Source organism: Aliiroseovarius sp. F47248L (genome assembly GCF_023016085.1).
Classification (GTDB): domain Bacteria; phylum Pseudomonadota; class Alphaproteobacteria; order Rhodobacterales; family Rhodobacteraceae; genus Aliiroseovarius.
In genome coordinates, this window is the sequence record NZ_JALKBF010000001.1 from 1,757,911 (window position 1) to 1,783,501 (window position 25,591).

The window sequence follows — 25,591 nt, forward strand, 5'->3', positions numbered from 1 at the left end:
ACCCCGTCCGTTTGATCCGATAAAACTATCTCAGCAGGTTGAGAAGCGACCGCGACGGTGTTCCTGTAACCGGAAGGCCGCGCGCGCGTTGAAACGCCTCGATCGCTTCCAGAGTTTTCGTTCCGATCACGCCATCCGCTTCGCCCACATCAAATCCTGCGCGGGTCAGACCGCGTTGCAGCGCTTTGCGATCATCCAGCGTCAATCCATTCTCATCCGGCCCGAATGCGCTGCGCAAAGGGGGGCGCCCCCTCAGTCGATCTGACAAATGTCCAACGCCGATGATATATTTCTGTGCGTTATTATAACGTCCCAGTACAGAGTAGTTGTGATAGACCTCGAACACAGGGCCATTCGCGCCCGCGGGTGTCACGACACGCCCGCGCCCTGACGGCGCGCGGCCTGTGATCTCGTCCCCCCATCGCTGCCCGCTTCGCCAGCCAGAGCGGTTAAGGTAAGCTGCGGTCGAAGCCAGTGCATCGGTCGGATCATCCGACCAGATGTCGCGTCGTCCATCGCCCCGGAAATCGACGGCATAGGCCAGATAAGAGGTCGGAATAAACTGGGTGTGCCCCATCGCACCTGCCCAGCTTCCGGTCATGCGTTCGGGCGTAATATCGCCGCGCTCCAGAATTTTCAGGGCGGTCATCAACTGCCCTTCGAAAAACCTGCCGCGCCGCCCATCGTAAGCCAATGTCGACAAGGCCGAGATAACAGGCACGTCCCCGCGCCGCTCTCCATAGCGACTTTCCAACCCCCAAACGGCTACGATCACCTCTTCCTCGACGCCGTATTTCGCTTCGAGCTGTGATAGCAACCCGGCATGGCGCCGCAGCATGTCACGTCCTTTGGCAATTCGGTCGTCAGAGGCGGCGATGGCCAGATAATCCTCAAACGAGCGCACAAACTCGGTCTGGTTTCGGTCCCGTTCTACCACGCCGGGTAGATAGCCAACATTGCGAAACGCGCGTGAAACGGTCGACGCGCTGATGCCGCTGGCTTTCGCCCGCTCTTTTGCGCCCTCAACCCAACGGTCAAACGCCGCATTCGGGGTTGCACGCATGGCCGATCCGGCGGCGGGTCGCGATGCCGGTTGGGTGGCCGCACCGGACTGGCATCCCGCCAGACAAAGCCCCGCCAAGCCAAAGGCGAAGAAGCGTCTTGAATAGGTCATTGGATGTTCCTGCTCTTGTTTTGAAACAAGCTTATAGGGCTGCCAAGCGAAGGCAAGAGCCGCTTTCGTGCAGGGGAGTGACCGGCGGCCGGATGCAGAAAAGGGACCGATCTTTGGCCCCCTTTTCGCTTGTAACGCTCTGAAATGCTTAACTGCCGCGTCGCTGATCAGGATGCAGACTTGAGCCAAGTATATGATCCGCCTTGTGAATAACCTGACTAGCATGACCAACAATCAATGGATCAGGATTACCAACCAGTTCATGGTCTTTATCGGGATAATCCAAAGTTGATAAGAAATGGCGCATACATTCCAGACGGGCGCGTTTCTTGTCGTTTGACTTAATTATTGTCCAAGGGGCATCTGCCGTATGTGTATAGAAAAACATCGCCTCCTTCGCTTCGGTGTAATCGTCCCATTTCGACAGCGAAGCCACATCAACCGGGCTGAGCTTCCAACGCTTCAGCGGATCGTCTTTGCGACTGTCAAAGCGGCGTTTCTGTTCAGGTTGTGTGACCGAGAACCAGTATTTGTAAAGCTGGATGCCCGAGCGTGTCAGCATGCGTTCAAATTCTGGCGTCTGGCGCATGAACTCTAGGTATTCATTGGCGTTGCAAAAGCCCATGACCCGCTCAACACCGGCGCGATTGTACCACGAACGGTCATAGAACACCATTTCGCCTGAAGTCGGCAGGTGCGACACATAACGCTGATAAAACCATTCTCCGCGCTCTTTATCTGTTGGCTTGTTCAAGGCAACCACCCGCGCTTCGCGAGGGTTCAAATGCTCCATGAACCGCTTGATCGTTCCACCTTTGCCCGCCGCGTCGCGGCCTTCGAACAGCAGTACGAATTTTTGACCGGTTTCACCAACCCAGCGCTGCACCTTCAACAACTCAGCCTGTAATTTGGCCTTTGTCGCCTCGTATTCTCGGCGTCCCAGTTTGACGCTGTAAGGATATTTTCCGTTCTCAAACGTCTGGCGGATCTTATCTTCGCTTACGGTCGGAAATCCGCTCTTTCCATTGCGGACTTCTGTCGCAGGTTCCACAGGTGACCCTGACGACGACTGAGCACTACTGCTCGTGGGTTTCTGCGGGTTTTTCGATACACGGGTTTGCCTTGCTGTCATGCGCCAATCTCCTTTTCGGGGTCCGGGAAATTGGTAGCACATTACCGCGCCAAACGCTTTGATCCCAATCAATGAAAATTGCAGATTCCCATAGAAAAAGGCCCGCAACGGTGCGAGCCTTTCCAATTCACGTTTCGCTCAATTCTTTAGACTGGCCGATCCACACGCATGGTCACATGGGCTGTGCCCCGCACAGCGCGCGACCATTTCAGTTGCACTTGTTTGAAAGTCGCCCCCTGGTTCACCAGGACATGCGGATTATCCCAAACTAGATTGTTGGACACATCGCGCAGATCGCCTTCGATCGTAACACTGGGCACGGTGCGCGCATTGCCCCCAAACGGGAAATATGCCGACCCGTCCATCGTCCAGGTCGCCGCGGGCGTGTTCTGGTTAAACTCCAACGTCACCGGGGATACGGTCGATTGCGTCACACCGGTGAACGCATTGTTCTCGAACGTTACGTCCTTCATGCTCCAGAAGTCCAACCCTGCATGAGTGGTCGACACACCTTCGATCCGATCAATCGCACCCGACAGGGTTCGGAACGTGTTGTTGGTGACATGCAGGCCGGACACAAAATGACCGTTACCGAAGGGTTTGATCAGGATCCACTTGAACCATGACGCCACATCATTGGCGGTGAAGATGTTGCCGGTGATCGTCATGCCACCAAACGAATACTCAGATCCATGGTCAGGATAGGCATCGTGTTCGTTGTTCCATTCGATAAAACAGTTATCGACATAATTGCCATTCAGAACGGTCTTGTTGTTCTCATATGTAAACACCATGCCAGCTACCCTGGGACCGTCGGCGACTTCATCGCCTTGAAACAGGTGGTTCCCTTGAATGATATGCCCGGACCCGTGCAACACCATCGAGGTGCCCATCCGTTGAAACCGGTTATCGCGGATCTTGGCGTCATTGGCATTAACGTTGAACGCGACCGACTGGCGTGAGGTGGCGGGTTGGTTCTGTTCATTTGACACAAACTGACAACGATCCAGATGCAAGTCCTGACACCCACGCCCGACGGAACTGATGCCGCGGTTCTTCGGTTTGATGAAGAAACAGTCCTGAAACACGAAATTCTCGCCATCCCGTGGCAGCAGCACCGCTGATGCATGACCGTTGCATTGAATCTCGACCTCGGTCAGGTTCATGCGATTCACCTGCGCAAAACCGCCGAAATCCAACACGTATTTGTGCCGGGTGAACGTATAGTTCTGGTTGGCGGCTGGCCCCCAGAGCGGTTGGCTTAATTCGACCTCGGATGCGCCGATATTCACTGCCTTGACATAAACTTCGCGCCCCACGCCAGCGCCGGTCACCACTGACCCGGCCTGAACCGCCGCAACATTTATAACATTGGTCAGTTTATAGGGGTTGGCAGGGTTGTATTTGGCGCTGGAGCTGCTGCTTTCGCTGTCCCATGCTGACCCGCCGATCACATAGAACTGCCCGTTCTTGATCACGCGCCGGATCAGGAATGTGTCACCCGCGTCATATGCTGCCCGCATGTCGATTGGCGCAGTGACATCCACACGTCGTCCGCACATATCCAGAATTTCATGGTCCGCATAATGCAAAAGCGCCTGAAAGGCCTTACGGAACCCCAGCTCTTCCTGTCCGAACGCGTCGATATATGTGGGCAGGTCAAAATTGCGGGTCAACGACAGATAGACATCATCGGCCATCGTCACCGTGCCTTCAAACCGGATGTCGGCGTGAAGCGTCAGGTTTGAACCAATTCGGTAGGTGCCTTCTGGCACCAGAACGGTGCGCCCGTTGGCAGCTGAATCGGCGGCTTCAAATGCGGGTTTGTCATCAGTAACACCATCGCCCGTTGCGCCAAAATCGCGCACATCGACCCAATCCATCATGTCGCGAAGGTAAGCGCCAGTTACGTCCTCGACCACCAGGTCGTCGATCCGCACCACGCCGCCATTTGATCCGATTAAATCCAGCCCCACATGGGCGAAGGCCACGTCTGCCCCCCAGATGATATCGACTCCATTGCGGCTGCCGGACCCGATAATGGCGGACACTTCGACCACTTCCCCATAAGCGGTCAGCGCCGTGACGGGGCCGGTTTCCAGGTTGCCGACGGCATGTGCACCGCTACTTTGCGCTGGCCACGCGGACACTCGCACTGATGGTAGCGGGCCGGAAATCGCTTTCACCTTCGCCGACACCCGCAGATAACACCCCTGCTCATAAGGGGTCTGCCCCATGTAACGCAGCTTCTGCGTCGCGTCGGTTTTCAGAAGCTCAAGACACCCGTCAAAATCCTGATCGGCTGGGACCAGGGCTGCATTGCCCGCTCCGTCATAGGTCTGCGAGCCGGGGGTGCCGTCCTCACTTGACCAGACCGTCAACCCATCTTCGAATGCGGGGGGCATGAAGACCACCCCGTCGGTAAGCGCCTTGTTCATTGATTTCCCTTTCAGGTCCAGACATGCAGCCCCCAGTGGCGATGCATCATCGACGCACCGCCCATCGCGCATGGGCGACGGGGCAGAAAACAGCGAAAGTGCTATCAATCAGGCGTTAACGGGACGAAACAGGAGCGAACGCTGGCCTGTTTTCGCAACGCAAAACGGCGCACCCATACGGCGCGCCGTTGTCTGGTTTCCGGGTTCGGGGCGACCCTATTTCATCAACTCGCCCGCCAGCCCCTGATCAATCAGGGTGGCGGTTTCCTCGACCCCGTAAAGGGCGGCGAAACTGCCAAAACGTGGACCTTGGCTGGCGCCCAGAAGCACCTCGTACAGCGCCTTGAACCAATCGCGCAGGTTATCAAACCCGTGCAGCTTGCCCACAGCAAAGACGATGGATTGCAAAAACTCGTCCGAGGTGAAATCAACTGCGGGTGCCGGGTCGTCATTGCCCATCTGCGCGTTTTTACGGGCGATCACGTCCAAGGCTGTATCGCCATCGCGGAAGGCGGCAGACAACTCCTGCATCGCGACACGTTCCTGATCGGTTGGCGCGCGGAAGGTTCGGGCGGGGGCCACGAAGTCTTGGAAGTATTTCACAGCATAACCGGCAGCGGCATCTAGGTCGGGATGCGTTTCCGCGGATGCGTCCGGCGCATATCGTTTGATAAAGCCCCACAGCTGATCCTTGTCATCCGCCGATGCGACCGACGCAAGATTTAACAACATCGAGAACGACACCACCATGTTGGATTGCGGCACGTTACCTCCATGGATGTGCCAAACGGGGTTGTTCAACTGCCCTTTGAGGTCTTGCTTGTGAAAGGCGTTCAACTGTTGATGATATTCATCCATCGCCTTGGGGATCACATCAAAATGCATCCGCTTCGCCGTTTTCGGCTTGAGATACATGAAATACGCAAGGCTCTCGGTCGAGGCATAGGTCAGCCATTCATCAATCGACACGCCATTGCCGCTTGTCTTTGAAATCTTTTGCCCGCCTTCATCAAGAAACAGCTCATAGGTGAAATGCTCCGGAGCAGGCCAGCCAAGGATGCGGCAGATCTTGTCATAGATCGGCGTATTGGTGGAGTGGTCCTTGCCATACATCTCGAAATCGACCTCCAGCGCAGCCCAGCGCGCGCCGAAATCGGGTTTCCATTGTAGCTTCACATTGCCACCCGTCACCGGCAACGTCCATTCGCGCCCATCCTCGTCGTCGAAAGTGATCGTGTGATCCTTTGCGTTCACTTCCTTCATCGGCACGTAAAGAACTCGCCCCGTTTCCGGGTGAATAGGTAGGAATATAGAATAGGTCTGACGGCGCTCTTCACGCAGGGATTTCAACATCACTTCCATGATGTCGTCGTATTTTTCAACGGCGCGCTTCAAAACCTCGTCAAACTGGCCAGAGCCATAGAAATCGGTTGCCGAATAAAATTCGTATTCAAAGCCAAATGTGTCTAGGAACCGGCGCAGCATGGCGTTGTTGTGATGGCCGAAACTTTCAAACTCGCCAAACGGATCAGGGACCGAGGTCAGTGGCTTTTGCAGATGTTCCTGTAATCCGTCTGCATTGGGTACATTGCCGGGAATTTTTCGCATCCCGTCCAGATCGTCGGAAAAACAGATCAACTTGGTCGGGATGTCTGAAATCACCTCGAACGCACGCTGGATCATTGTTGTGCGCGCCACCTCGCCAAATGTGCCGATATGGGGCAGTCCCGACGGGCCATAACCCGTTTCAAACAGCACATACCCCTTCTTGGGCGGTGCCTTCTGATAACGCTTGAGCACCCGGCGCGCCTCTTCAAAAGGCCAGGCTTTCGAACTCATCGCGGCGTCTCGCATCTCGGACATGTGCTTTTTCCTTTTGTGTCGCGGACATGTGATCCGCGCTGCTTTGTCGCTAGGTGTTCTCCCTATTGCGATGGGCGCGCCGGGTCAATATTCTGCACTGCAACAGACAGGAGCAAAATCCATTGCAACAGACCCCCCATTCCATGACCGCCGAAGACAGCTTGATCGCTTTGATGGTCGCCGTATCAGCCTCGGACGAAAAGATTACATCAGCAGAACTGGTCACGATCGAAAGCATCGTGAACCATTTGCCGGTATTCGCGAAGTACGACCCGGATCGCATTAAAACGGTGTCGCAGACAGTGTTCGACCTTTTCGGGGTGGAAGATGGTTTGGACGCCCTGTTTGGGCTTGTTCGAGAAAACCTGCCCGAACCGCTTTGGGAAACCGCCTATGCACTGGCCTGCGACGTGGCAGCCGCAGATGGTGAACTTCAAGGACCCGAGCTGCGCATTTTGGAAGAGATCCGCTATGAGTTGAATATCGAACGTTTGCATGCCGCCGCCATTGAACGCGGCGCACGTGCACGGCATATGACTCTCTGAACCACCGATCTGGGCAATATATCGTATCAGACCCTCTACGGCCCACTTACCCAATGAACGCGTCTTCCTGAAAGGATCGAAATGCTCGACCAGTTCGACATCACCAAACGCTGGCCTGCGAAAAATCCCAGCGTCATTCAGCTTTATTCGTTGCCAACACCGAACGGCGTCAAAGCTTCTGCGATGCTGGAAGAAACCGGCCTGCCCTATGAAGCGCATCTGGTCAGTTTCGACACCAATGACCAGTTTACGCCCGAGTTTCTGTCGCTGAACCCGAACAATAAAATCCCAGCGATCATTGACCCCAACGGCCCGGATGGACAACCCCTGCCATTGTGGGAAAGCGGAGCAATCCTGATCTATCTAGCTGAAAAATCAGGAAAGCTTCTTCCAACAGATGCCACCAAGCGCGCAGAGGTGATCCAGTGGTTGATGTGGCAGATGGGTGGCTTTGGGCCAATGCTGGGGCAGTTCGGCTTCTTCTATGCCTATGGCGGCAAAGAGATCGAAGACCCCCGCCCGCTGGACCGTTACAAAACCGAAGCGAAACGTCTGTTATCCGTTCTGGACAATCGCCTTGCAGATCGTTCGGTCGTTGCAGGTGACGATTACTCGATCGCTGATATTGCGATCTGGCCGTGGGTCCGCGCTTTGTTTACTGGCTACAAAGCCGCCGAGGTTTTGGGGCTTGAACAATATGCAAATGTTCTGCGCTGGCATACGGAATGTGCGGACCGTCCGGCTTCGCAGGCTGCCGTCAATATTCCGCCACGCCCTTAAAAATCGGGTCGACCTCTGGGGGCATTCCGCCCTTCAGGTGCCATATTCCAAAGCCCAACGCGACAAAAGCTGGTGTTGCAAGACCCGTGACCGGCGGCTCCACCCTTTTGCCCCTTTGGGGCGTTCGCGGTCAGCCCGCGGGATCGCCGCGCGCCGTTCCATATCGGCCGTGAAGATCGCGAAGGTCAGCGGACGTCCGTCTGGCGCGGTCAAATATCCCGCCAGCGAACTAACGAAGTTCAGGGTGCCGGTTTTCGCTTTGATGGAATAGGCGGCATCTTTGACAGGTCGCCCCATCTTGTCCAGCGGCGTCACGTCTTTCATTAATCCTTGCAGATAGCCGTTTGGCCCAACACTTGTCAGTGCTTTCACCATATCATTGGCCGACACACGTGATTGATCGCTCAGCCCGCTATGGTCATGGAAATACGCCCGTCTGGCGCCCAGATCGGAGTTCATCCATTGCGCCATGGCCGCGCCGGAAGCGGCCAGACTGTCTGGCACGGGGCCACGCGCTGCGGTGGCGGTCAGCCCGATCATCTCGGCCGTCAGGTTGGTCGAGTATTTCAGCATCCCCTGTGCCACGTCCCTGAGCGGTCGCGAACGATGGGACGCAAGCACCGTGCCTCCAGGCGATGCAGGTCGCGCCGTCGGTCCGGGCAGACGGATGCCTTCGCTGCGGGCCAGAACCTGGAACACCTCGCCGGCATAGAGGTCGGGCCTGCGCACGGGAAGCCAGCGCGATCCGCCCTTCCCCAGCGCCCCACGAGCTACTGTCCAATTGTCGATGCCCTTGGCATTCTCATAGGTATAGACCGGCACTGTGCGGTCGATGATCTGCATCCGCGCCATTTTGACGGCCGGGCGGAACCGGTCTGATCGCGCCTCCATCGACACATCGAAATCCTGACCCGCGCGCTTCCATTCGAAATGCACACGGTTGTAATTCAGGTTCAGTCCCGACACGGCGGGGTTATATCCCAGATGGTCCGGCTGCCCCGGATCAATCATCCGCTGATAGGGTAGCTCTTGACCATCAACGATGAAGTCGCCCTTGATCGTCATAACGTTTTTTTGCTTCAGCGCCTTCACCAGCGCCGCCAGCGCATTGGTATCCAGCGTCGGATCACCGCCGCCGACCAACACAAGATCGCCTTGGACCACTCCCGCCTCAATCGGACCGGTCGCAATCACCTGTGTTTCAAAGCTGTGTGCCAGCCCAAGTGCCGAAATGCCATAGACGGCCGTGATCGCCTTTGCGACGCTTGCAGGTGGCAACGGCAACACGGGGCTGTGCGCTTCAAGGATGTGGCCCGTCTTGGCTTCCGCCACAACAAAACCGATCTTTCCCCCCAGATTTGCATCTTTAATCAACGCATCCGCCGATGGGATAAGTCGTATCGAAAAATCAAGCAGCTTGGGGGCAGGTCGGATCGAAAGCTCGGGCGCGTTTGCAAAGGCTGGACCGGCCAGACTTGCGCCCAGCCCCCCCAATAATGCTCGCCTCGAAATCACTTTAACCATAGGCGAATTAAACCGTGTGGGCGATCACGGGGCAACCCGCTTTATCGTGATCTGCATCGCCAAGTCACGTCCTCACGGGCATCCGGGCGACGGCGTTACCAATCGCCCCGTGCGCGAATTTGTGACGACGAGATGTTTACCATCGGCACATTGATCAATGACCATGCCGGGGCGTCTGCAGTTGCCAATAGACGTGCCATGCGCCCTGGAATCTTAGCATGTTCGAACCGTTTGGCCGCAGGCGATGTTCGCGCGGCCACCCGTTCACCCGGACGGGCTATCACGCCGATCGGTACATTTGCCATGATCCACTCCCAGCGATCCCAACGATGGAACGAGGCAAGATTATCGGCCCCCATCAACCAGACGAACCGAACACCCGGATACAGATGTTGCAGCGCTTGCAATGTCTCGGCGGTGTATCGCGTTTGGGTGTGGCTTTCGATGTCTGTTACCTCGACACGCGGATGTTGCATGACAACACGTGCGCGTTCCAACCGCGTCGTGATGGGCGCAGGCCCGTTCTTCTTAAGCGGATTTCCGGGCGTCACCAACCACCAGACCCTGTCCAGCCCAAAGCGTTTCAATGCCTCGCGCGTGATATGGGCATGCCCTTGATGGGCCGGATCGAAGGATCCGCCCAACAGTCCGACAACCTGACCTGGTCGCGCTTTGGGTAAATCGTAACGCATATGAATGCCTGTTTTCGTCGCGACCAAACCGGTCTGATCTTAGTCGAGTTCGGCGGATCGCGCCCAAAGGTTCACGGTCTCTTCACTGATGTTCGCGTCAATCTCGTCCAGCTCTGCCTGACTGAAATCCAACCGATCAACTGCACCCACGCAATCCAGAACCTGTTCCGGTCGCGACGCCCCGATCAACGCGGTGGTAATTCCTCCATCCCGCAGCACCCAAGCCAGCGCCATCTGCGCCAAAGTTTGACCTCGGCGTTCGGCAATGTCCGCCAATGCTCGCAAACTTTTGACGACACTATCCGACACCAACTCAGGCGCCAGTGACTTACCTTGGCTGGCGCGGCTGTCCGATGGAATTCCCTTCAAATACTTGCCGGTCAGCAATCCCTGCGCCAACGGTGTAAACGCGATGGACCCGACGCCCAGCTCGTTCAATGTATCTTTCAGCCCATCACGCTCAACCCAGCGGTTCAACATGTTGTAGCTGGGCTGATGGATCAGACACGGCGTGCCCAGATCGTTCAGGATCGCCACCGCCTCTCGCGTGCGTTGGCTGTTATAGCTAGAGATACCTGCATAGAGCGCTCGACCCGAGCGCACGATGTGATCCAGCGCACCCATGGTTTCTTCCAGAGGCGTATCGGGGTCGAACCGGTGGCTATAGAAGATATCGACATAATCTACGCCCATACGCTTAAGGCTTTGATCACAAGACGCGATCAGGTATTTTCGGCTGCCCCATTCGCCATACGGCCCCGGCCACATATCATAGCCCGCCTTGGAACTAATAATCAGCTCATCGCGCAGTCCTGCGAAATCCGTTTTAAGAAGCTCGCCGAACGCTTCCTCCGCGCTGCCAAAGGGCGGGCCATAGTTGTTTGCCAGATCAAAATGCGTGATCCCGTTGTCGAATGCCACCCGACAAATGGCCTGCTTGGTTGCATGGGGAAAGTCATGACCGAAATTGTGCCACAGACCCAGGCTGATCGCCGGCAGCTTCAACCCCGACCGGCCGCAACGGCGATAGGTCATCTTTTCATAGCGATCTTCTGCCGGATGATAGGTCATGAAAGCTCCTTCGGGATTGTGCTGCTCCCTTTGTCTGGCTAAGACAACCGGAAGTCAAACGCGAGGACACATCCCATGGCCGCATATCAATACGTTTACCACATGGACGGAGTTTCCAAGACCTATCCCGGTGGCAAGAAGTGCTTCGAGAACATCCGTCTTAGCTTCCTGCCGGGCGTGAAAATCGGTGTGGTCGGCGTGAACGGCACCGGTAAATCGACGCTAATGCGCATCATGGCAGGCATCGACAAGGATTTTCAGGGCGAGGCCTGGGCCGCTGAGGGCGCCAAAGTTGGCTATCTGCCTCAGGAGCCAGAACTCGATGCTTCCTTGGATGTGCGCGGCAATGTCATGCAGGGCGTGGCCGAGAAGAAAGCAATACTTGAGCGTTACAACGAACTCGCCATGAATTACTCGGACGAAACCGCCGAGGAAATGGCCAAGCTGCAAGACGAGATCGACGCCCAGAACCTCTGGGATCTGGACGCTCAGATCGACGTCTCGATGGAGGCGCTGCGCTGCCCCCCCGATGATGCCGACGTCACGACTCTGTCAGGCGGTGAAAAACGCCGCGTTGCGCTGTGCAAGCTGCTGCTCGAAGCGCCAGACATGTTGTTGCTCGACGAACCAACCAACCACCTTGACGCTGAAACCATCGCTTGGCTGCAGCAGCACCTGATCGACTACAAGGGCACCATCCTGATCGTGACCCACGACCGTTATTTCCTTGATGATATCACTGGCTGGATCCTCGAACTCGACCGTGGATCGGGCATTCCCTACGAGGGCAACTACTCCGCGTGGCTGGAGCAGAAGGCCAAACGACTGACGCAGGAAGCCCGCGAGGACAAATCCAAGCAGAAAACGCTGGAGCGCGAGCTGGAATGGATGCGTCAGGGTCAAAAAGCCCGTCAGGCGAAGTCGAAGGCACGGATCAACGCCTATAACGAACTGGCCAGCCAGTCCGAGCGTGACAAAGTGGGTCGCGCCCAGATCGTCATCCCAAACGGCCCACGTCTCGGGTCGAAAGTGATTGAGGTCGAGGGCCTGAAGAAACACATGGGCGACAAGCTTCTGATCGAAGACCTGTCCTTCAGCCTGCCCCCCGGTGGCATTGTTGGCGTGATCGGCCCGAACGGCGCGGGTAAATCGACGCTGTTCAAAATGTTGACCGGACAGGAACAGCCCGACGAAGGCACGATTGAATTGGGCGATACGGTCAAGCTGTCATACGTGGACCAGTCGCGCGACGACCTGAACGCAAATGACACAGTGTGGGAAGCCATTTCCGGCGGAGCCGAGTTGATCGAGCTGGGCGACGCACAAGTCAATTCAAGGGCTTATTGCTCGTCCTTCAACTTCAAAGGCGGCGATCAGCAAAAGAAACTGTCGCTGCTGTCGGGGGGCGAGCGCAACCGCGTCCACATGGCGCGCTTGTTGAAAGAGGGTGGCAACGTGCTCCTCCTCGATGAACCGACCAACGACTTGGACGTCGAAACCTTGCGCGCGCTTGAAGACGCACTGGTGGATTTCGCCGGCTGCGCCGTCGTCATCTCGCACGACCGCTTCTTCCTTGACCGCATCTGTACTCACATCCTTGCCTTTGAAGGCGAAGCGCATGTGGAGTGGTTCGAAGGCAACTTCGAGGATTACGAAGAGGACAAGAAACGCAGGCTAGGACCGGATGCTTTGGAGCCCAAACGCTTGAAGCATAAGAAATTTACGAGATAAGAGAGCGGCCCCTTCGGGGGCCGTTTTTTTGTTGACGCAAGGCAGCGGATTTGACTTCATTTCCAGCTTCACGCTCTCTTCAAATGGAAAGCAAAGCTAACCATCTACAGGTTGTCTAAATCGAGGCGACCCTGTGGGCTGCCCTATCGGAAAGTGCTTAGCGGCGCTGTGTCGAAACCTTCGCGGGTAGTAGGCTAAGGCGGTCCGGCAGGACTCGGAGCGGTGCTCCGAATAATCTGAGCGGGTGGCCGTCGAATGGCGACTCCGAGTGATCATAGAAGCAGCCGAACCGCTGCAATTGGGGTGGTATATTAACACTAAGCGAAGTTTAACGCTCAACCGGTTGGGCACGCTTAGGATTATTCCAATGCGAGTATCAATCAAAGTAGAGGGGCGAGTGTCTTATTCCGGCGTTGTCGGAATCATTTCACTCTTGCTAACAATCCTCGGGTTCTTCCTGTAACGTTGGGCGTTCTTCGGGCTGCCCCTCTACATCTGGGAACAAGAACAGCACCTCACACTGGGTGGGCGGAACGCCCTGTCTCGCCGAAGGCGTGCCTCCGGCACGACGGGGAGGGTCGGGTGCTGTCCGGCCTATCGACCGGACGGAATCTCACAGATAAGAACAACCAGTCTCTCACCGCCAACACCTGACCTTTCCGTCAAGTAGACCACCCTCCCCCGACCTCCTAAAATTTTCCCATTAAGAAGAGGGGAAAACATTATGAAAAGACGGATTTTTCTGGCACTGACCGGCGCTGGCATTGTCGCCGCGTGCGCACGTGGGGGGCGTCAGAGATTAGCACCAAACACGACACTGATCATCCTTCGGCACGGGGATCGCACCGGGTCTGACCTGAATGACACAGGCCGCGCGCGGGCAAAGGCTTTGGTCGGCGCGTTGGATGGGTTCAAGATCGACGCGATCTATGCGCCAAGTGTTCAGCGCAATCTGGACACGGCCCAGCCGCTTGCGGCAAGCCGTCACCTGCCAATCAACCGCCTGCCCGCAGATGGGATGGCCACTCGGTTGATCACCCAGTCAGCAAGAAAATCCGTGGTCTGGGTCGGCAACAAGGGCAATCTGCGCGAAATCTGGGAAGCGTTGGACGCGGGAGGTGAACCACCGCTCAATTACGGCGACTTGTTCATCGTGAAGCCTGACAAACTGGGAGGTTTGCACATTGACCGGCGACAATATGGCCCGGCTGTTTAGATCAGCCTTTTTCGACGGCCACCGGCTGCCCATCATCATCCAACGCCACGAACACAAATATGCCTTCGGTCACCTTGTGACGTTCGCCAAGGCGGTCGCGTTTGACCCAGGCCTCCAGCTCGATGGACATTGACGTAGTGCCGACCCGTCCCACCCGGCCATAGATGCACAAGACATCGCCCACTTTCACCGGTTGGATGAACTTCATTGCGTTCACCGCCACTGTCGCCACGCGGCCTTGGGCACGTTCACCCGCAATAATCCCACCGGCGATGTCCATCTGGCTCATCACCCAGCCCCCGAAGATATCGCCTGAAGTGTTGGTGTCTTTCGGCATCGCCAGCGTGCGCAGGATGATTTCGCCTTCCAGCGCGGTGTTTTGGTCGCTCATGGGAACCTCGTTGTATTTATGCTTTTCCCATGGGTAAGCCGCCCACCGTCACGGCGCAAGCGGCTTGAGGCGTCAGGGCGCATCGGCCACCGCGTAAAGCTCGTTCAGCAGGTCCAGCAGCGTTTCCATTTTCTCGTGCCCGAACCGGTTTTCAAGATCCTCGTAAATTTTCGCCGCTTTGCCCGACATCTGGGTGTATTTTGCACAGCCCGCAGGCGCGATTTGCACCTTGCGGCGGCGTCCGTCGCTGTCGTCCACGCGCTCGATTAACTCGCGCTCGGTCAGGTTCTTCAATATGCGGCTCAGGCTGGGTGGCATCAGCACGCAGCGTTCGGCCAGTTCGGTGGCACAGCAGGGTTTTCCTTCGGCCAGCACCCGGATCACACGCCATTGCTGAACAGTCAGGTCGATCTGGTCCAACTCGTGGCGGAAAGGTTTCAGGGTGGCTTCACGCGCGTGAAGCAGCGCGATGGGAAGGGCGCGTTCTAGTTTTCTCATTCCGGTTCCTTTTCGCGGAGGGCCGCGTGGATCGTGCTCCAGCTTTTGCGGCTGAAGCGGGTTTCAATGTCCTGAACCTCAAGGCTAAGAATGAAGGGCGTATCGCCCATCTGTGGCCGCAGAGCAGCCTCAACGGCCGCGTATAGCTGGTCGGCGATGGCGTCGCGCGTCGCCTCGTCCCGACCCTGTCCAAGCCTTAGGATCATATCAAGGAAGTGGTACCCGCCTGCCCCGTCACCGATCGCATCAACCGTGGCTTCAAACCCACGCACACGGATGCCGCCGATGGGGCACTGCCCCGTGGCTGCCAGTGCGGCGCGCATGGTCTCGGCCAGCGCCGGCAAATCTGCCTGCTGGCCCAGCCCGTGGCTGCATTCGAAAGACAGGTGTGGCATGTTCACTCCTTAACACTGGCAGTAAATACCTGTGGCGATTGAAAATCAATTCATTGTAGGTGCAACAAGTTGCCTCAGGGATTGACGACGCCCTTCGCCACCCAATCATCGAAATTCGCCAGAACGCGATCCGCGAATTCCGGGTCATTAATATGGGCGTCCAGTTCTATAAGTGTGACATTATCCGGGCACTGAGCGCGAATTTCATCACAGAAAGCGGCCAGCCCGTCGGCGTCATGTAGGGGTCCTCCGGGACGATCCCATTCGTTCCCGCCTTCAAGCGGCAATATCAAGCTAACAGGCCCCTTGGCACCAGACAGTTGCTTGCACATCGCCCTCGCCATCTCGCGCCGCTGATCCGGCGACATCACCACCGACGAGAGCAGCCGGTTGTGAGCGTGCACCTCTTGCCCCACCAACTTCGGCGGCACGTCCTGCCAGCCGATAAAATCCACCAAATCATAGCACCCGATGGACACCATCTGCGGTGTTGCCGACGCGCCGGCATTTGTCATCCGATCAGGACCCGCCGAGATCGTGGAGCCCATGATGTGGTTGCCCAACTCTTGCGGAGCAAAGTCCAAGACTGCGACAAAGGCACCCTCACCCGCCAGACTTTCAAACGCGCGCCCTCCCATGCCGGTGGCGTGGAACACTGCAACCTCGAAACCGCGTGCCTCTAAAGCGGGTTTCAGGCTGACCATGTAACGAAGGACCGTTTTTCCAAAACTGGTCATCCCTATCAGCGGCTTGGTGAAATCCGGCTTCTCAACCGCACGCGCCGCCCCCAGCACCGCCCCTGCCGCCTGAGACAGCGAGGCTTTGCAGATCGAATTCAGGCCATACAGCCCCCCGGCCCACAGGATCATCTGCACATCAGCAGGCAGGCGTTCTGGCGGGATCAAAGGCGAAAAACTGACCGTCGAGACCACGTATTTCGGCACCCCAATCGGCAGCACTTGACACAAGTCCAGCGCCGCATCGGTGCCCATCGTGCCGCCCAGAACGATCAGCCCGTCAAAGACGCCTGTGCGATAGAGCTGCAACGCCAACGCCGCCGATCCTTGCGCCATGATCTGCATCGCGGTGTTCTCATCCCCGCTGTCGATGGCGGCTTGGATCGACGACCCGCCAGCCTCGGCCACGTCATGCTTGGAATAATCGCAAGGCGTGCTTGGGTCGCCCAGGACCGAGATGTCCATTGTCTTGACGGCACCGCCCTGCCCACGGATCACGTCCGCGATGTAATTCAGCTCGTCATCCTTGGTGTCATAGGTGCCAACGACCAAAATCGTCTTGTCGATCATAGCTGCATCCATGCTGTCTTGAGGTCGAAATACTTGTCGAAAGCGTGCATCGACTTGTCATGCCCGTTGCCCGATTGCTTGACCCCGCCCAGGGGGACCGTTCCATCCGGGCCGCCATAGGTATTCACGTGCACGACGCCTGCCTGAATGTCGCGCACCATGTGGTGGGCACGGCTTAGGTTTGACGTCCAAACCCCTGCGGCCAAACCAAACTTCGTGGAGTTTGCGATCTGAACGGCCTCGGCGTCTGACGTGAAGGGCGTAACGGCCAGCACGGGACCGAACACCTCGTTCTGGGCCACATGATGTTGGGGCTGAACGCCAGTCAGAACTGTCGGTTCCATGTAATATCCACCGGTCTCTTCAAGGATGCGCGACCCACCCAGCGCGAGTGTGGCGCCGTCCTCAACCGCTCGGCTGACGAAACCCAAATTGCCTTCCAACTGAGGGATGTTGTTCACCGCGCCGATATTGGTGGTCAGGTCCAGCGGGTCGCCAACCTTCATCGCCGCCGCGTGGCGTGACAACGCTTCAACGAATTCATCATGCACGCTCGCCTCGACCAACAGGCGCGAGCCCGCGACGCAGACCTGCCCTGCATTGCGGAAGATCCCCGCCGCCGAGATCTTCGCGGCCTGCTCCAAATCCGGCGCATCGGCAAACACCACATTTGGCGATTTGCCGCCAAGCTCCAGATAGCAGCGCTTCAGGTTGGACCGTGCCGAATATTCCAATAGCCTGCGCCCGACCCCACCCGAACCAGTAAACACCAACACGTCCACATCCATCGACATGGCCAGCGCCTCGCCGGTGACCGACCCTTTGCCGGTTACGACGTTCAAAACGCCATCCGGCAAGCCCGCTTCGGCAGCCAGTTCCGCCAGCTTAAGCAAACTCAGCGATGCGGTTTCAGCAGGCTTCAGAACCACCGAGTTTCCCGCTGCCAAGGCTGGCGCCAGCTTCCATGCCCCAATCATCAACGGGAAGTTCCATGGCACGATGGCGCCCACGACACCCACAGGTTCCTTATGCACAAGCCCCAACACGTTGCCCGGCGTTGGAGCAATCTCGCCGTAAACCTTATCCAGAGCCTCGGCATAATAGCGAAACGTGCCCGCGGCTGATCCGGGTTCGGCCTTCAGCGCCATACCAATCTCAGTGCCATTATCGCGCACGCCCAGCACCGCCAGTTCCAACGCATTCGCCTCGATCAGATTGGCCAGCTTGTTCAGCACCTTCTTGCGATGTGCGGGCGCGGTCCGGCTCCATCGTCCATCGTCAAAAGCCCGCCGCGCGGCTGCCACGGCGCGATCCACATCCGTTGCCGACGCGCAAATAATCGTCGTCAGCGTCGATCCGTCAATCGGCGAGAGAACGTCTTGCGCCTCCCCCGAACCTTCTTCCCACGCTCCGTCAATATATAATTTCTGCGGCGCGACAGGATGGCGGCGAAGCTCGTTGATGCGTGACTGGTCTGCCATTCGTCCGTCTTTCTTTCCTTGTGGTCCAGCCAGACCCGGCGCAAATGCTGGATCAGAACCAGAACGATCATTCCAAACAGGATCGCCGCGATCGGACGATCAATGAAGTCGAGCGGGGATTTCACCCGCGCCATGGCGCTGCGTAGCTTCACCTCCATGATGCCGCCAAGCACCATGCCAAGCACGATGGGCACGACGGGCAGTTGCATCCGTTTCATAACGAACCCGAAGATGCCGAAACCCGCCGCAAGAATGCAGTCGGTGAATGAATTGCGTAGGCTATAGACCCCCACAAAGCTGAGGATCAGGATGCAGACGCCAAGAAACCGGTTGGGGATCTTCACAACCTTGATCAACTGATTGGTGGCGACAAGCAGAAAGATGACCACCAACACGTTCAGGATCAGAAGCGCGAGGTAGAGCGCCACCACGAAATCCATATCGTTCTGGAACAATTGCGGGCCGGGGATCACGTTGTGGACGTAAAAGACCGACAGCATCATCGCCGTCAGCGCCTCGCCCGGGATGCCCAACGCGAGCAGCGGCACCATGGCGGCCGCAGGCACGGCGTTGTTGGCGGTTTCCGCCGCAATCAGCCCCTCGCTTGATCCATGCCCGAAATCTTCGGGACGTTTGGAATTTTTTTGCGCATAGGTGTAGGACATGAACTGCGCAGTAAATTCGCCCACGCCGGGGATCATCCCCATGATCACGCCAAAGCTCCCGGACACACCGGCGATGCGCGGGTGGCGGGCAAGCTCTCGGAACCCTTGAAAGAAGCTGCCCTTTAGCTTGGTCAGACGCACTTTTTCGTCGTCACCATGCAGCAGCGTGAAGGCTTGGCTCAAGGCAAACAACCCCAATACGACGACGATTAGGTTCACGCCGCCCGACAGCCAGCTTTGGTCAAACGTATAGCGCTTGGAATAGCTGGCTGAATGCAGCCCGATCGTGTTCAGCCAAATGCCAAAACACGCCATGGCGGCGGCTATCAACGTGTGTTTGCGGTGCGCTGTCACCACAAGAATGATGCCCAACAGCGCGGCCAGAAAGATTTCCCGGCTGCCAAACATCGGGGCGACTTTCGCCAATACCGGCGCGAAAAAGATCAGGCACATTACCGAGAAAACGCCACCGAAAAACGACGAACTGTAGGCCAGCGACAACGCGCGGCGCGCCTCGCCCCGTGTGGTCATCGGAAAGCCGTCATAGGTGGTCAGCGCATTGACCGCCGTGCCCGGGGTGTTGATCAAGATCGCCGGGATCGACCCGCCATACATCGAGCTTCCATAGATGCCCAGCAGCACCGTCAGCCCGACAATCGGGTCCATCGAAAAGGTCGCGGGCAGCAAGATCGCAATGGCAACCGCTGGTCCCACGCCGGGGATCGCGCCGATGATCACGCCGCCAACCGACCCGACTAAAAGCGCCAGCACCACGTCCCAGCGCGCCAAATAACTCGAGCTGGCCTGAACCTGTGCAAGGAAGTCGAAAATCAGATCCATCGGCCCCTCAGAAATTCAGGATGAAGAAAGAGCGCAGCGCGTCGGGCAAATACTCATACAGCGAGCTGCCGGGGATCTTCACCTGCAGGAAGCTTTTGAAAACCAGCACGACAGCGATGGCGAACAGAACCGCACTTATCATCATGATGCGATCGCGGTAGCCCACCCGCCATGTCAGGAGCATCGTGAAGGCGACAGTGACCGGCAGATACCCGATGATCGGGACCAAAAGGACATAGACCAGAAACCAACCCGCCCATTCAGCCACGGACGCCCAAACCTTCGCCTCGCGCCGGTCGGTCCAGTGCTGGTACAGCCAGGTCACTCGGATCGTCGCCACAAGAAACACATAAGGGGCCGCCTTGATCGGGCCCAGCCACAGCGATAAGGCAAGCGCCAACACGCCCCAGAACAGGCTTTCCGCCCATTGTAGCCAGTCCGCTTCGCGCATCCAGCGCGGCAGACGTCGCGGTTTGCGAGGTAGATGCCAGAAATGCAGGGCAGTGAATAACACCATGCCACCCACGCCAATGGCGGGCCAGAACCGGGGCTGGGCAAAGAAATCTTTGCCATCCAGCCACTTGGTCTGGCTGCCCAAGGCCGCGATCAACATCGTCGCGCAGATCAGGAACAAGGCTGCGAACAGCACTTGGCCGCGCTGCGGTCGGTCCGGATGTTCGGAAATGTCGTCGCTCATGCCTGCCCCTCATCGGAAAACAGGGCCAGACGATGCCGGCCCTGCTCAGGGAGTATTATTCGAGGATCTTGCCAATCCGCGCACCGGTTTCCTGATCGGTGGCGATCCGCGCCGCCGATGCCTCGGCATCCATCCAGTAAACCAGCGCGCCGGTTTCCTTGGCGACAGCCTGCGCCCGTTCGCTCATCACGGTCTTGGAGGCGACAGCGGCGATCTTTTCACGCACGTCTGCTGGGGTGTCTTTGGTGACAAACAGACCGTTCCATAGTGCGATGTTCAGGCTTTCATCCAATTCGCCGATGGTCGGCACGTCGGGGATAAGGCTGATACGCTCGTCGGTCACAGCCATCAGCACCTTCACACTGTCAAGGCAGGGCAGGATCAACTGCAACGTGGTGTTGATGACGTCCGCATCGCCGGACGCCAGCGTATTGCAATCCAGCGCGTCGAAGGCCGCATCCGATCCCCAGCTGAATTCAGCATTGATCGCGTAGGCTTTCGTCACCTGCGTGGGCGTCAGAACGTCGCCGAAATGGCCAAGCGCCACGTCGTTTTCCTTGGCATAGGCCGCAAGCTCTTCCATCGAGCTATAGGGCGCGTCCATGCTGGTCGCGATCACAAACGGGTAAGTCAGGAAAATGCCAATCGGGTCGAACTTGGCCGGGGTCAGTTCGTCGATGCCGATCTCGTGGCCGATCACTGGCACGGCGGGGACGAAGCTGCCGATGGTGTAACCATCTGCCGGGGCGGTTGCCACGTCGATCGCGCCGGGGAACGGACCACCGCCGCCGCCGGGTTTGTTCACCACAGCCGCCGACACGTCGTATTCGGCCTGAAAGTCCTCGGCGATCATCCGGGTCAGCACGTCCTCAAGATCGCCCGGAGGCCACGGCACGATGAAACTGACAGGCTTTTCCGGGTATTCGGCCAGCGCCGGGCCAGCAAGTGCAGCAGCGGTTAGCGCGACGGCCCCTGCCAGAATGGATTTGGTGTTCATGACGATCTCCCTATTGCGTCGTGGTCTCATATGTCGGTTCATTATTTGAACCATTGGTTTTAATTTAGATTGACAGAGCCGGGTCAATCCTGTCAACAAAACAATGAACATGCGAAGTAATTTTGCGGGTCGCGCCTGTTCTTGTGCCCCGTAAGAACATGGGATCACCGATGGGAACGACCTCCAAAGCCCTGTTTCTGCTGAATTTTTTCGGCCGCGCCACCCCGCAGATCGGGTTGAGCGAGTTGGCGCGCCTGTCGGGGTTGAACAAGGCCACGGTGTATCGGTTGCTGGGTGAGCTCGCCGCGCACGGATTCGTCGAACAGGTCGGAACCGGGCGTGAATACCGCCTTGGCCCCGCCTTTCTGCGTCTTGCAGCACTGCGCGAAAAGCATGTGCCCATGCGCGATGTTGCGCTGAAGCAATTGACAGACCTCAGCGACGCAACGGGCGAAACCGCGCATATGTCGCTGCTGAATGGCGAGGTGCTGTCAAACCTCGCCTATGCCTATTCCAACCGCCACGGCACGATGGTGATGATGGACGACGCCGAAGTGTTGGAGCTTCATTCCACGGGTTCGGGACTGGCTGTGCTGGCCTATTCACCGCAATCCTTTGTCGACGAAACGCTATCGCGCCCACTGAAAGCCCGCACATCCCAAACGATCACCGATCCCGACGACATCCGCGCATTGCTTCCGTCGATCCGAGCCGAGGGCATCGCAGCCTCGGTCGGTGGATTTGAGGAAGATGTATTCTCGCATGCCGCGCCGATCTTTGATGCCCGGTCAAACTGTATTGGCGCGATGGCCGTGGCCGCGCCGGTGTCGCGGATGACGGACCCGCTGCGCACCATGATCCGAGACAATCTGATGGCCCATGCCCGCCAGACAACCCGCATTCTGGGTGGCTTTCCACCTGATACTTTTCCGACACGCGAACCGCAGATGATGCTGCAGAAAGAGGCTTGAAATGAAAGATTCCAACTTTCTGAAAGAAAAAAACGCCCGATCACTTTGGCATCCCATGACGCACCCGGCGGACAGCTTGGCCAATCCGCCCACCATCGTCACCGGGGCGCAAGGTGTTCGGATTACAGATGTCGACGGGCATGAAGTGGTCGATGGTGTCGGCGGCCTGTGGAATGTGAACCTTGGTTTTTCCTGCCAACCCATCAAGGACGCGATCGCGGCACAGCTTGACCAATTGCCCTATTATTCAACCTTCCGGGGCACCACGAATGATAAGGTGATCGAGCTGTCCGAGATGCTGCGCGACTTCTTCGCGCCCGACGGGCTGACGCGCGCGTTCTATACTTCGGGCGGGTCGGACAGTATCGAAACCGCGCTGCGGCTTTCGCGCCAGTTTCACAAGATCCGGGGCGAACAGGGGCGCACCAAGTTTCTAAGCCTGAAGAAAGGTTATCACGGCACCCATATGGGCGGGGCATCGGTGAACGGAAACGCCAATTTCCGCACCCAGTATGAACCGCTTCTGCCCGGCTGTTTTCACATCCCCGCGCCCTATACCTATCGCAACCCGTTCAACGAGACCGACCCGGAAAAACTGGCGCAGCTGTGCCTGCAAGCGCTGGAAGACGAGATCGCCTTTCAAGGCGCAGGCACTATCGCCGCCTTCATCATGGAGCCGATCCTTGGCGCAGGCGGTGTCATCCCGCCGCATGAAAGCTTCATGCCGGGCGTGCGCGACATTTGCACCAAACACGGCATCCTGCTGATCGCGGACGAGGTGATCACCGCCTTTGGCCGCACCGGCGGGTGGAGCGGTTGCCGCTATTGGGGCGTTCAGCCCGATTTTGCGTGCACTGCCAAGGCGATCACCAATGGCTATTTCCCCTTCGGCGCGGTGATGATTGCCGACCATGTGGTGGAAACGTTTGAGAATGACACGACAGGCAAGGCCGCCATCGGGCATGGCTATACCTATTCCGGCCATCCGGTCGGGGCCGCCGCTGCCATCGTCTGTCTGCAAGAAACCCTGCGGCTGAAGGTCAACGAAAACGCCGCCGCACGTGGGGTCGAGCTCTTTGCCGGGCTGCAAAAGATCGGCGCAACCAATGATTTCGTGGGAGACGTGCGCGGCGGGCACGGGTTGATGTGCGCGTTAGAGCTTGTGTCGGATGCCACCACAAAGGCGCCCATCGACAAGAAAACGGTAAACACCATTCAAGAGGTCACCTATCAAAACGGGGCCATGATCCGCGTGTCCGGTCCGAATATCATCTTGTCGCCGCCTTTGGTGCTGACGGCTGATGATGTACAAACGATCCTAACCGCGTTGGAGGCGGGGTTCGCTGCGATCTGACCCACGCCACGCCAAATGCAAAAGCCGCCCTTTTCCGGGTGGCTTTTCACCTTATCGGTGCTGATCAATCAAAACCGGCACACCATCGGGGTCGACCACAACAAAACTGGCCGGGCCATCGTCGCCACCTTGTTCCTGTGTCACCTCCAGCCCCGCGTCTTTTAAGCGCGCTTTGATGTCCCGCACATCTTCGAAGGGATCCACGTTGCCCGCCGATTGATCCCATCCAGGGTTGAACGTCAGCATCGCACCTTCAAACATGCCGTGAAACAGCCCGATCAGAGTGTCTCCGTTCTTCATTATTAGATAATTGTGCTCTTCCGTCCCCGCATAGGTGGTGAAACCTAGTGCCTCGTAAAAGGCGCGGGATTTCACGAGATCCTTGACGGCGAGGCTGACTGAAAATGCCCCAAGTTTCATAATGTGATCCTCCGTTTTATGCGCCCAGTGTAGCACAGTTAATTCTGGGGCACTGGATAACCAAGATCGTAGCTGTGCTGTCTACTTTCATACCTCAAACAAAATGCACGTAAAAATCCCGAAGCCCGTCGCCTTCCAAATCACGGGTCTTGATGACCTCTTTGCGCTTCATGAAAATGTGGTTGTCGACCAGAAGCCGCCCCACCGCGTCACCCAAGACCCGGTCGGCATCCAGATCATTCATCGCGCGTTTCAGGTCAACCGCTGTGCCGTCACGCGCATCTGTGCGGTCAAACCCATCGCCCGTTTCCATCGGACCAAGGTCATAGCCCTGCTCTACCCCCAGCAGCGATGCCTGCAACACAGCCGCCACTGCCGTGAAAGGGTTGGCCGTCGCGTCGGCCATCCGGTGTTCCAGTCGCGTCTTGGCACCGCCCTCGCCCGAAATGCGAGTCGTCACGTTGCGATGATCCCCGCCCCAGTTGCGCCAATAGCCAGACAGAGAGCCGGGTTGCAGGCGCTGATAGGAATTCGAGGTCGGCGCGACCAAGCCCGACAGCCCTTTGTGGTGATGCATCAGCCCGGCAATGCAGCCCCGCGCCAAATCGTTCATATTGCCCGGTCCGCCAACCGGGCCATTGTCCAGTGCATTGCGCCCGTCCTGATCCTGAAAGCTGAAGTTGATATGCATGCCCGACCCACCAGCCTCAGCAATCGGTTTCGGCATAAAAGTCAGAACCAACCCGTGTTCAAGCGCGACCTCGCGCGCCATCTGGCGAAACAGGACAATATCGTCCATCTGCTTCAACGCCTCATCGAAAGTCAGCGTAAACTCAAACTGTGGGCTGTCATATTCTGCGGTGATCATGTCGACATTAAAGCCCAAATTGTCGGCGCGCTCCCAAATGTCATCAGTGAAGCGGAGAGGGTCCGAAAACGGCCCCGTCCCATAGACCACACCGCCCGGTGCGTCATAGGGCACAAGACGCCCGATTTCGTTGGCCATCAGCGCGTAGCATTCCAGCTCGATCCCGATCATGGGTTTCAGTCCGCGCGCTTCCCACGCGGCAATCGCGCGCTTCAACGCTTGTCGCCCGCACAGCTCAAGCGGTGCACCGTCTTGATCGTAAAGATCACCAATCACGATCTGGGTTGAACTTTCCCAACTGTCGCGGATATCCGCCTCGCGCCAGCGAAGCTCCATATCCGGAAGGCCTTGCTTCATCATTGCGCCGGGCGCGTCCAGCAGATCCTTGTCATAGTGCACCCCGAAGGTGGACCGACAGAAGCGCGTATTCCCATCCTCAATCTTGTGGTTGGGCAGGTATTTGCCGCGCAGAATGCTCAAATGATCGCACCACAGGGCGCGCAAACGGTCTTTCATCTAACCTCCCTGCCTGACTCGTGCC

The 25,591-nt window shown here is 57.6% G+C and carries 23 protein-coding genes; 6 read left to right on the top strand and 17 right to left on the bottom strand.

What is annotated here, in order from left to right; all coding sequences use genetic code 11:
• Nucleotides 1-25: 25 nt before the first annotated feature.
• The 4 genes from MWU51_RS08770 to MWU51_RS08785 form a co-directional block, all read right to left on the bottom strand.
• Nucleotides 26-1,174, bottom strand: coding sequence for a lytic murein transglycosylase (locus tag MWU51_RS08770; RefSeq protein WP_247036457.1), 1,149 nt, complete (start codon nt 1,172-1,174; stop codon nt 26-28).
• A 148-nt stretch (nt 1,175-1,322) separates the two neighbouring features.
• Nucleotides 1,323-2,432, bottom strand: coding sequence for a polyphosphate kinase 2 (ppk2, locus tag MWU51_RS08775; protein WP_247036459.1), 1,110 nt, complete (start codon nt 2,430-2,432; stop codon nt 1,323-1,325).
• Between the two features lie 20 nt (nt 2,433-2,452).
• Nucleotides 2,453-4,744 carry a glycoside hydrolase family 55 protein gene (locus tag MWU51_RS08780; RefSeq protein WP_247036461.1) on the bottom strand — a complete coding sequence of 764 codons (2,292 nt, stop codon included), beginning with the start codon at nt 4,742-4,744 and terminating at the stop codon, nt 2,453-2,455.
• Between the two features lie 216 nt (nt 4,745-4,960).
• On the bottom strand, nt 4,961-6,607 hold the full coding sequence (locus MWU51_RS08785) for a lysine--tRNA ligase (RefSeq protein WP_247036463.1): 1,647 nt from the start codon (nt 6,605-6,607) through the stop codon (nt 4,961-4,963).
• Nucleotides 6,608-6,729: 122 nt separating this feature from the next.
• Here MWU51_RS08785 and MWU51_RS08790 point away from each other — a divergent pair, with 122 nt between their 5' ends.
• Nucleotides 6,730-7,152 carry a tellurite resistance TerB family protein gene (locus tag MWU51_RS08790; protein ID WP_247036465.1) on the top strand — a complete coding sequence of 141 codons (423 nt, stop codon included), beginning with the start codon at nt 6,730-6,732 and terminating at the stop codon, nt 7,150-7,152.
• 81 nt (nt 7,153-7,233) lie between these two features.
• Nucleotides 7,234-7,932: a glutathione binding-like protein gene (locus tag MWU51_RS08795; protein WP_247036467.1), complete on the top strand. Its 699-nt coding sequence runs from the start codon at nt 7,234-7,236 to the stop codon at nt 7,930-7,932.
• A gap of 33 nt (nt 7,933-7,965) precedes the next feature.
• On the opposite strand, the gene dacB is transcribed toward MWU51_RS08795, so the two are convergent.
• From dacB to mgrA, 3 genes are all read right to left on the bottom strand, one after another.
• On the bottom strand, nt 7,966-9,426 hold the full coding sequence (gene dacB / locus MWU51_RS08800; protein WP_348646727.1) for a D-alanyl-D-alanine carboxypeptidase/D-alanyl-D-alanine-endopeptidase: 1,461 nt from the start codon (nt 9,424-9,426) through the stop codon (nt 7,966-7,968).
• A gap of 125 nt (nt 9,427-9,551) precedes the next feature.
• Nucleotides 9,552-10,148 carry a nicotinate-nucleotide adenylyltransferase gene (locus MWU51_RS08805; protein WP_247036471.1) on the bottom strand — a complete coding sequence of 199 codons (597 nt, stop codon included), beginning with the start codon at nt 10,146-10,148 and terminating at the stop codon, nt 9,552-9,554.
• Between the two features lie 39 nt (nt 10,149-10,187).
• Nucleotides 10,188-11,219: an L-glyceraldehyde 3-phosphate reductase gene (gene mgrA, locus MWU51_RS08810; protein WP_247036473.1), complete on the bottom strand. Its 1,032-nt coding sequence runs from the start codon at nt 11,217-11,219 to the stop codon at nt 10,188-10,190.
• A 75-nt stretch (nt 11,220-11,294) separates the two neighbouring features.
• On the opposite strand from mgrA, the gene ettA reads away from it, so the two are divergent.
• Both ettA and MWU51_RS08820 read left to right on the top strand, forming a co-directional pair.
• Complete coding sequence (gene ettA / locus MWU51_RS08815) at nt 11,295-12,950, top strand: energy-dependent translational throttle protein EttA (protein ID WP_247036475.1); 1,656 nt, start codon at nt 11,295-11,297, stop codon at nt 12,948-12,950.
• A gap of 724 nt (nt 12,951-13,674) precedes the next feature.
• Complete coding sequence (locus MWU51_RS08820) at nt 13,675-14,166, top strand: histidine phosphatase family protein (protein ID WP_247036477.1); 492 nt, start codon at nt 13,675-13,677, stop codon at nt 14,164-14,166.
• 1 nt (nt 14,167) lies between these two features.
• On the opposite strand, the gene MWU51_RS08825 is transcribed toward MWU51_RS08820, so the two are convergent.
• From MWU51_RS08825 to MWU51_RS08860, 8 genes are all read right to left on the bottom strand, one after another.
• Nucleotides 14,168-14,557 carry an acyl-CoA thioesterase gene (locus MWU51_RS08825; protein WP_247036479.1) on the bottom strand — a complete coding sequence of 130 codons (390 nt, stop codon included), beginning with the start codon at nt 14,555-14,557 and terminating at the stop codon, nt 14,168-14,170.
• Between the two features lie 72 nt (nt 14,558-14,629).
• The gene (gene hpaR, locus MWU51_RS08830) at nt 14,630-15,055 is read right to left on the bottom strand and encodes a homoprotocatechuate degradation operon regulator HpaR (protein WP_247036481.1); all 426 of its coding nucleotides are present in this window, start codon (nt 15,053-15,055) and stop codon (nt 14,630-14,632) included.
• Nucleotides 15,052-15,450: a 5-carboxymethyl-2-hydroxymuconate Delta-isomerase gene (locus MWU51_RS08835; protein WP_247036483.1), complete on the bottom strand. Its 399-nt coding sequence runs from the start codon at nt 15,448-15,450 to the stop codon at nt 15,052-15,054. Before MWU51_RS08835 ends, hpaR begins: the two co-directional genes overlap by 4 nt.
• A gap of 74 nt (nt 15,451-15,524) precedes the next feature.
• Nucleotides 15,525-16,757: a Tm-1-like ATP-binding domain-containing protein gene (locus tag MWU51_RS08840; protein ID WP_247036485.1), complete on the bottom strand. Its 1,233-nt coding sequence runs from the start codon at nt 16,755-16,757 to the stop codon at nt 15,525-15,527.
• A complete protein-coding gene (locus MWU51_RS08845; RefSeq protein ID WP_247038781.1) occupies nt 16,754-18,220 on the bottom strand; it encodes an aldehyde dehydrogenase in 1,467 nt (488 codons plus the stop codon). Before MWU51_RS08845 ends, MWU51_RS08840 begins: the two co-directional genes overlap by 4 nt.
• Nucleotides 18,103-19,743, bottom strand: coding sequence for a tripartite tricarboxylate transporter permease (locus MWU51_RS08850; RefSeq protein ID WP_247036487.1), 1,641 nt, complete (start codon nt 19,741-19,743; stop codon nt 18,103-18,105). Before MWU51_RS08850 ends, MWU51_RS08845 begins: the two co-directional genes overlap by 118 nt.
• Nucleotides 19,744-19,750: 7 nt before the next feature.
• Nucleotides 19,751-20,440 carry a tripartite tricarboxylate transporter TctB family protein gene (locus tag MWU51_RS08855; protein ID WP_247036488.1) on the bottom strand — a complete coding sequence of 230 codons (690 nt, stop codon included), beginning with the start codon at nt 20,438-20,440 and terminating at the stop codon, nt 19,751-19,753.
• Between the two features lie 55 nt (nt 20,441-20,495).
• The gene (locus tag MWU51_RS08860; protein ID WP_247036492.1) at nt 20,496-21,437 is read right to left on the bottom strand and encodes a tripartite tricarboxylate transporter substrate-binding protein; all 942 of its coding nucleotides are present in this window, start codon (nt 21,435-21,437) and stop codon (nt 20,496-20,498) included.
• Nucleotides 21,438-21,607: 170 nt separating this feature from the next.
• On the opposite strand from MWU51_RS08860, the gene MWU51_RS08865 reads away from it, so the two are divergent.
• Complete coding sequence (locus MWU51_RS08865; protein WP_247036494.1) at nt 21,608-22,408, top strand: IclR family transcriptional regulator; 801 nt, start codon at nt 21,608-21,610, stop codon at nt 22,406-22,408.
• A 1-nt stretch (nt 22,409) separates the two neighbouring features.
• Nucleotides 22,410-23,762: an aspartate aminotransferase family protein gene (locus MWU51_RS08870; RefSeq protein ID WP_247036495.1), complete on the top strand. Its 1,353-nt coding sequence runs from the start codon at nt 22,410-22,412 to the stop codon at nt 23,760-23,762.
• A gap of 51 nt (nt 23,763-23,813) precedes the next feature.
• Here MWU51_RS08870 and MWU51_RS08875 read toward each other — a convergent pair whose 3' ends face one another.
• Entirely contained in the window at nt 23,814-24,182 is a 369-nt protein-coding gene (locus tag MWU51_RS08875) for a VOC family protein (RefSeq protein WP_247036497.1), read from the bottom strand.
• 94 nt (nt 24,183-24,276) lie between these two features.
• A complete protein-coding gene (locus MWU51_RS08880) occupies nt 24,277-25,566 on the bottom strand; it encodes a glutamine synthetase family protein (protein ID WP_247036499.1) in 1,290 nt (429 codons plus the stop codon).
• Nucleotides 25,567-25,591 lie beyond the last annotated feature (25 nt).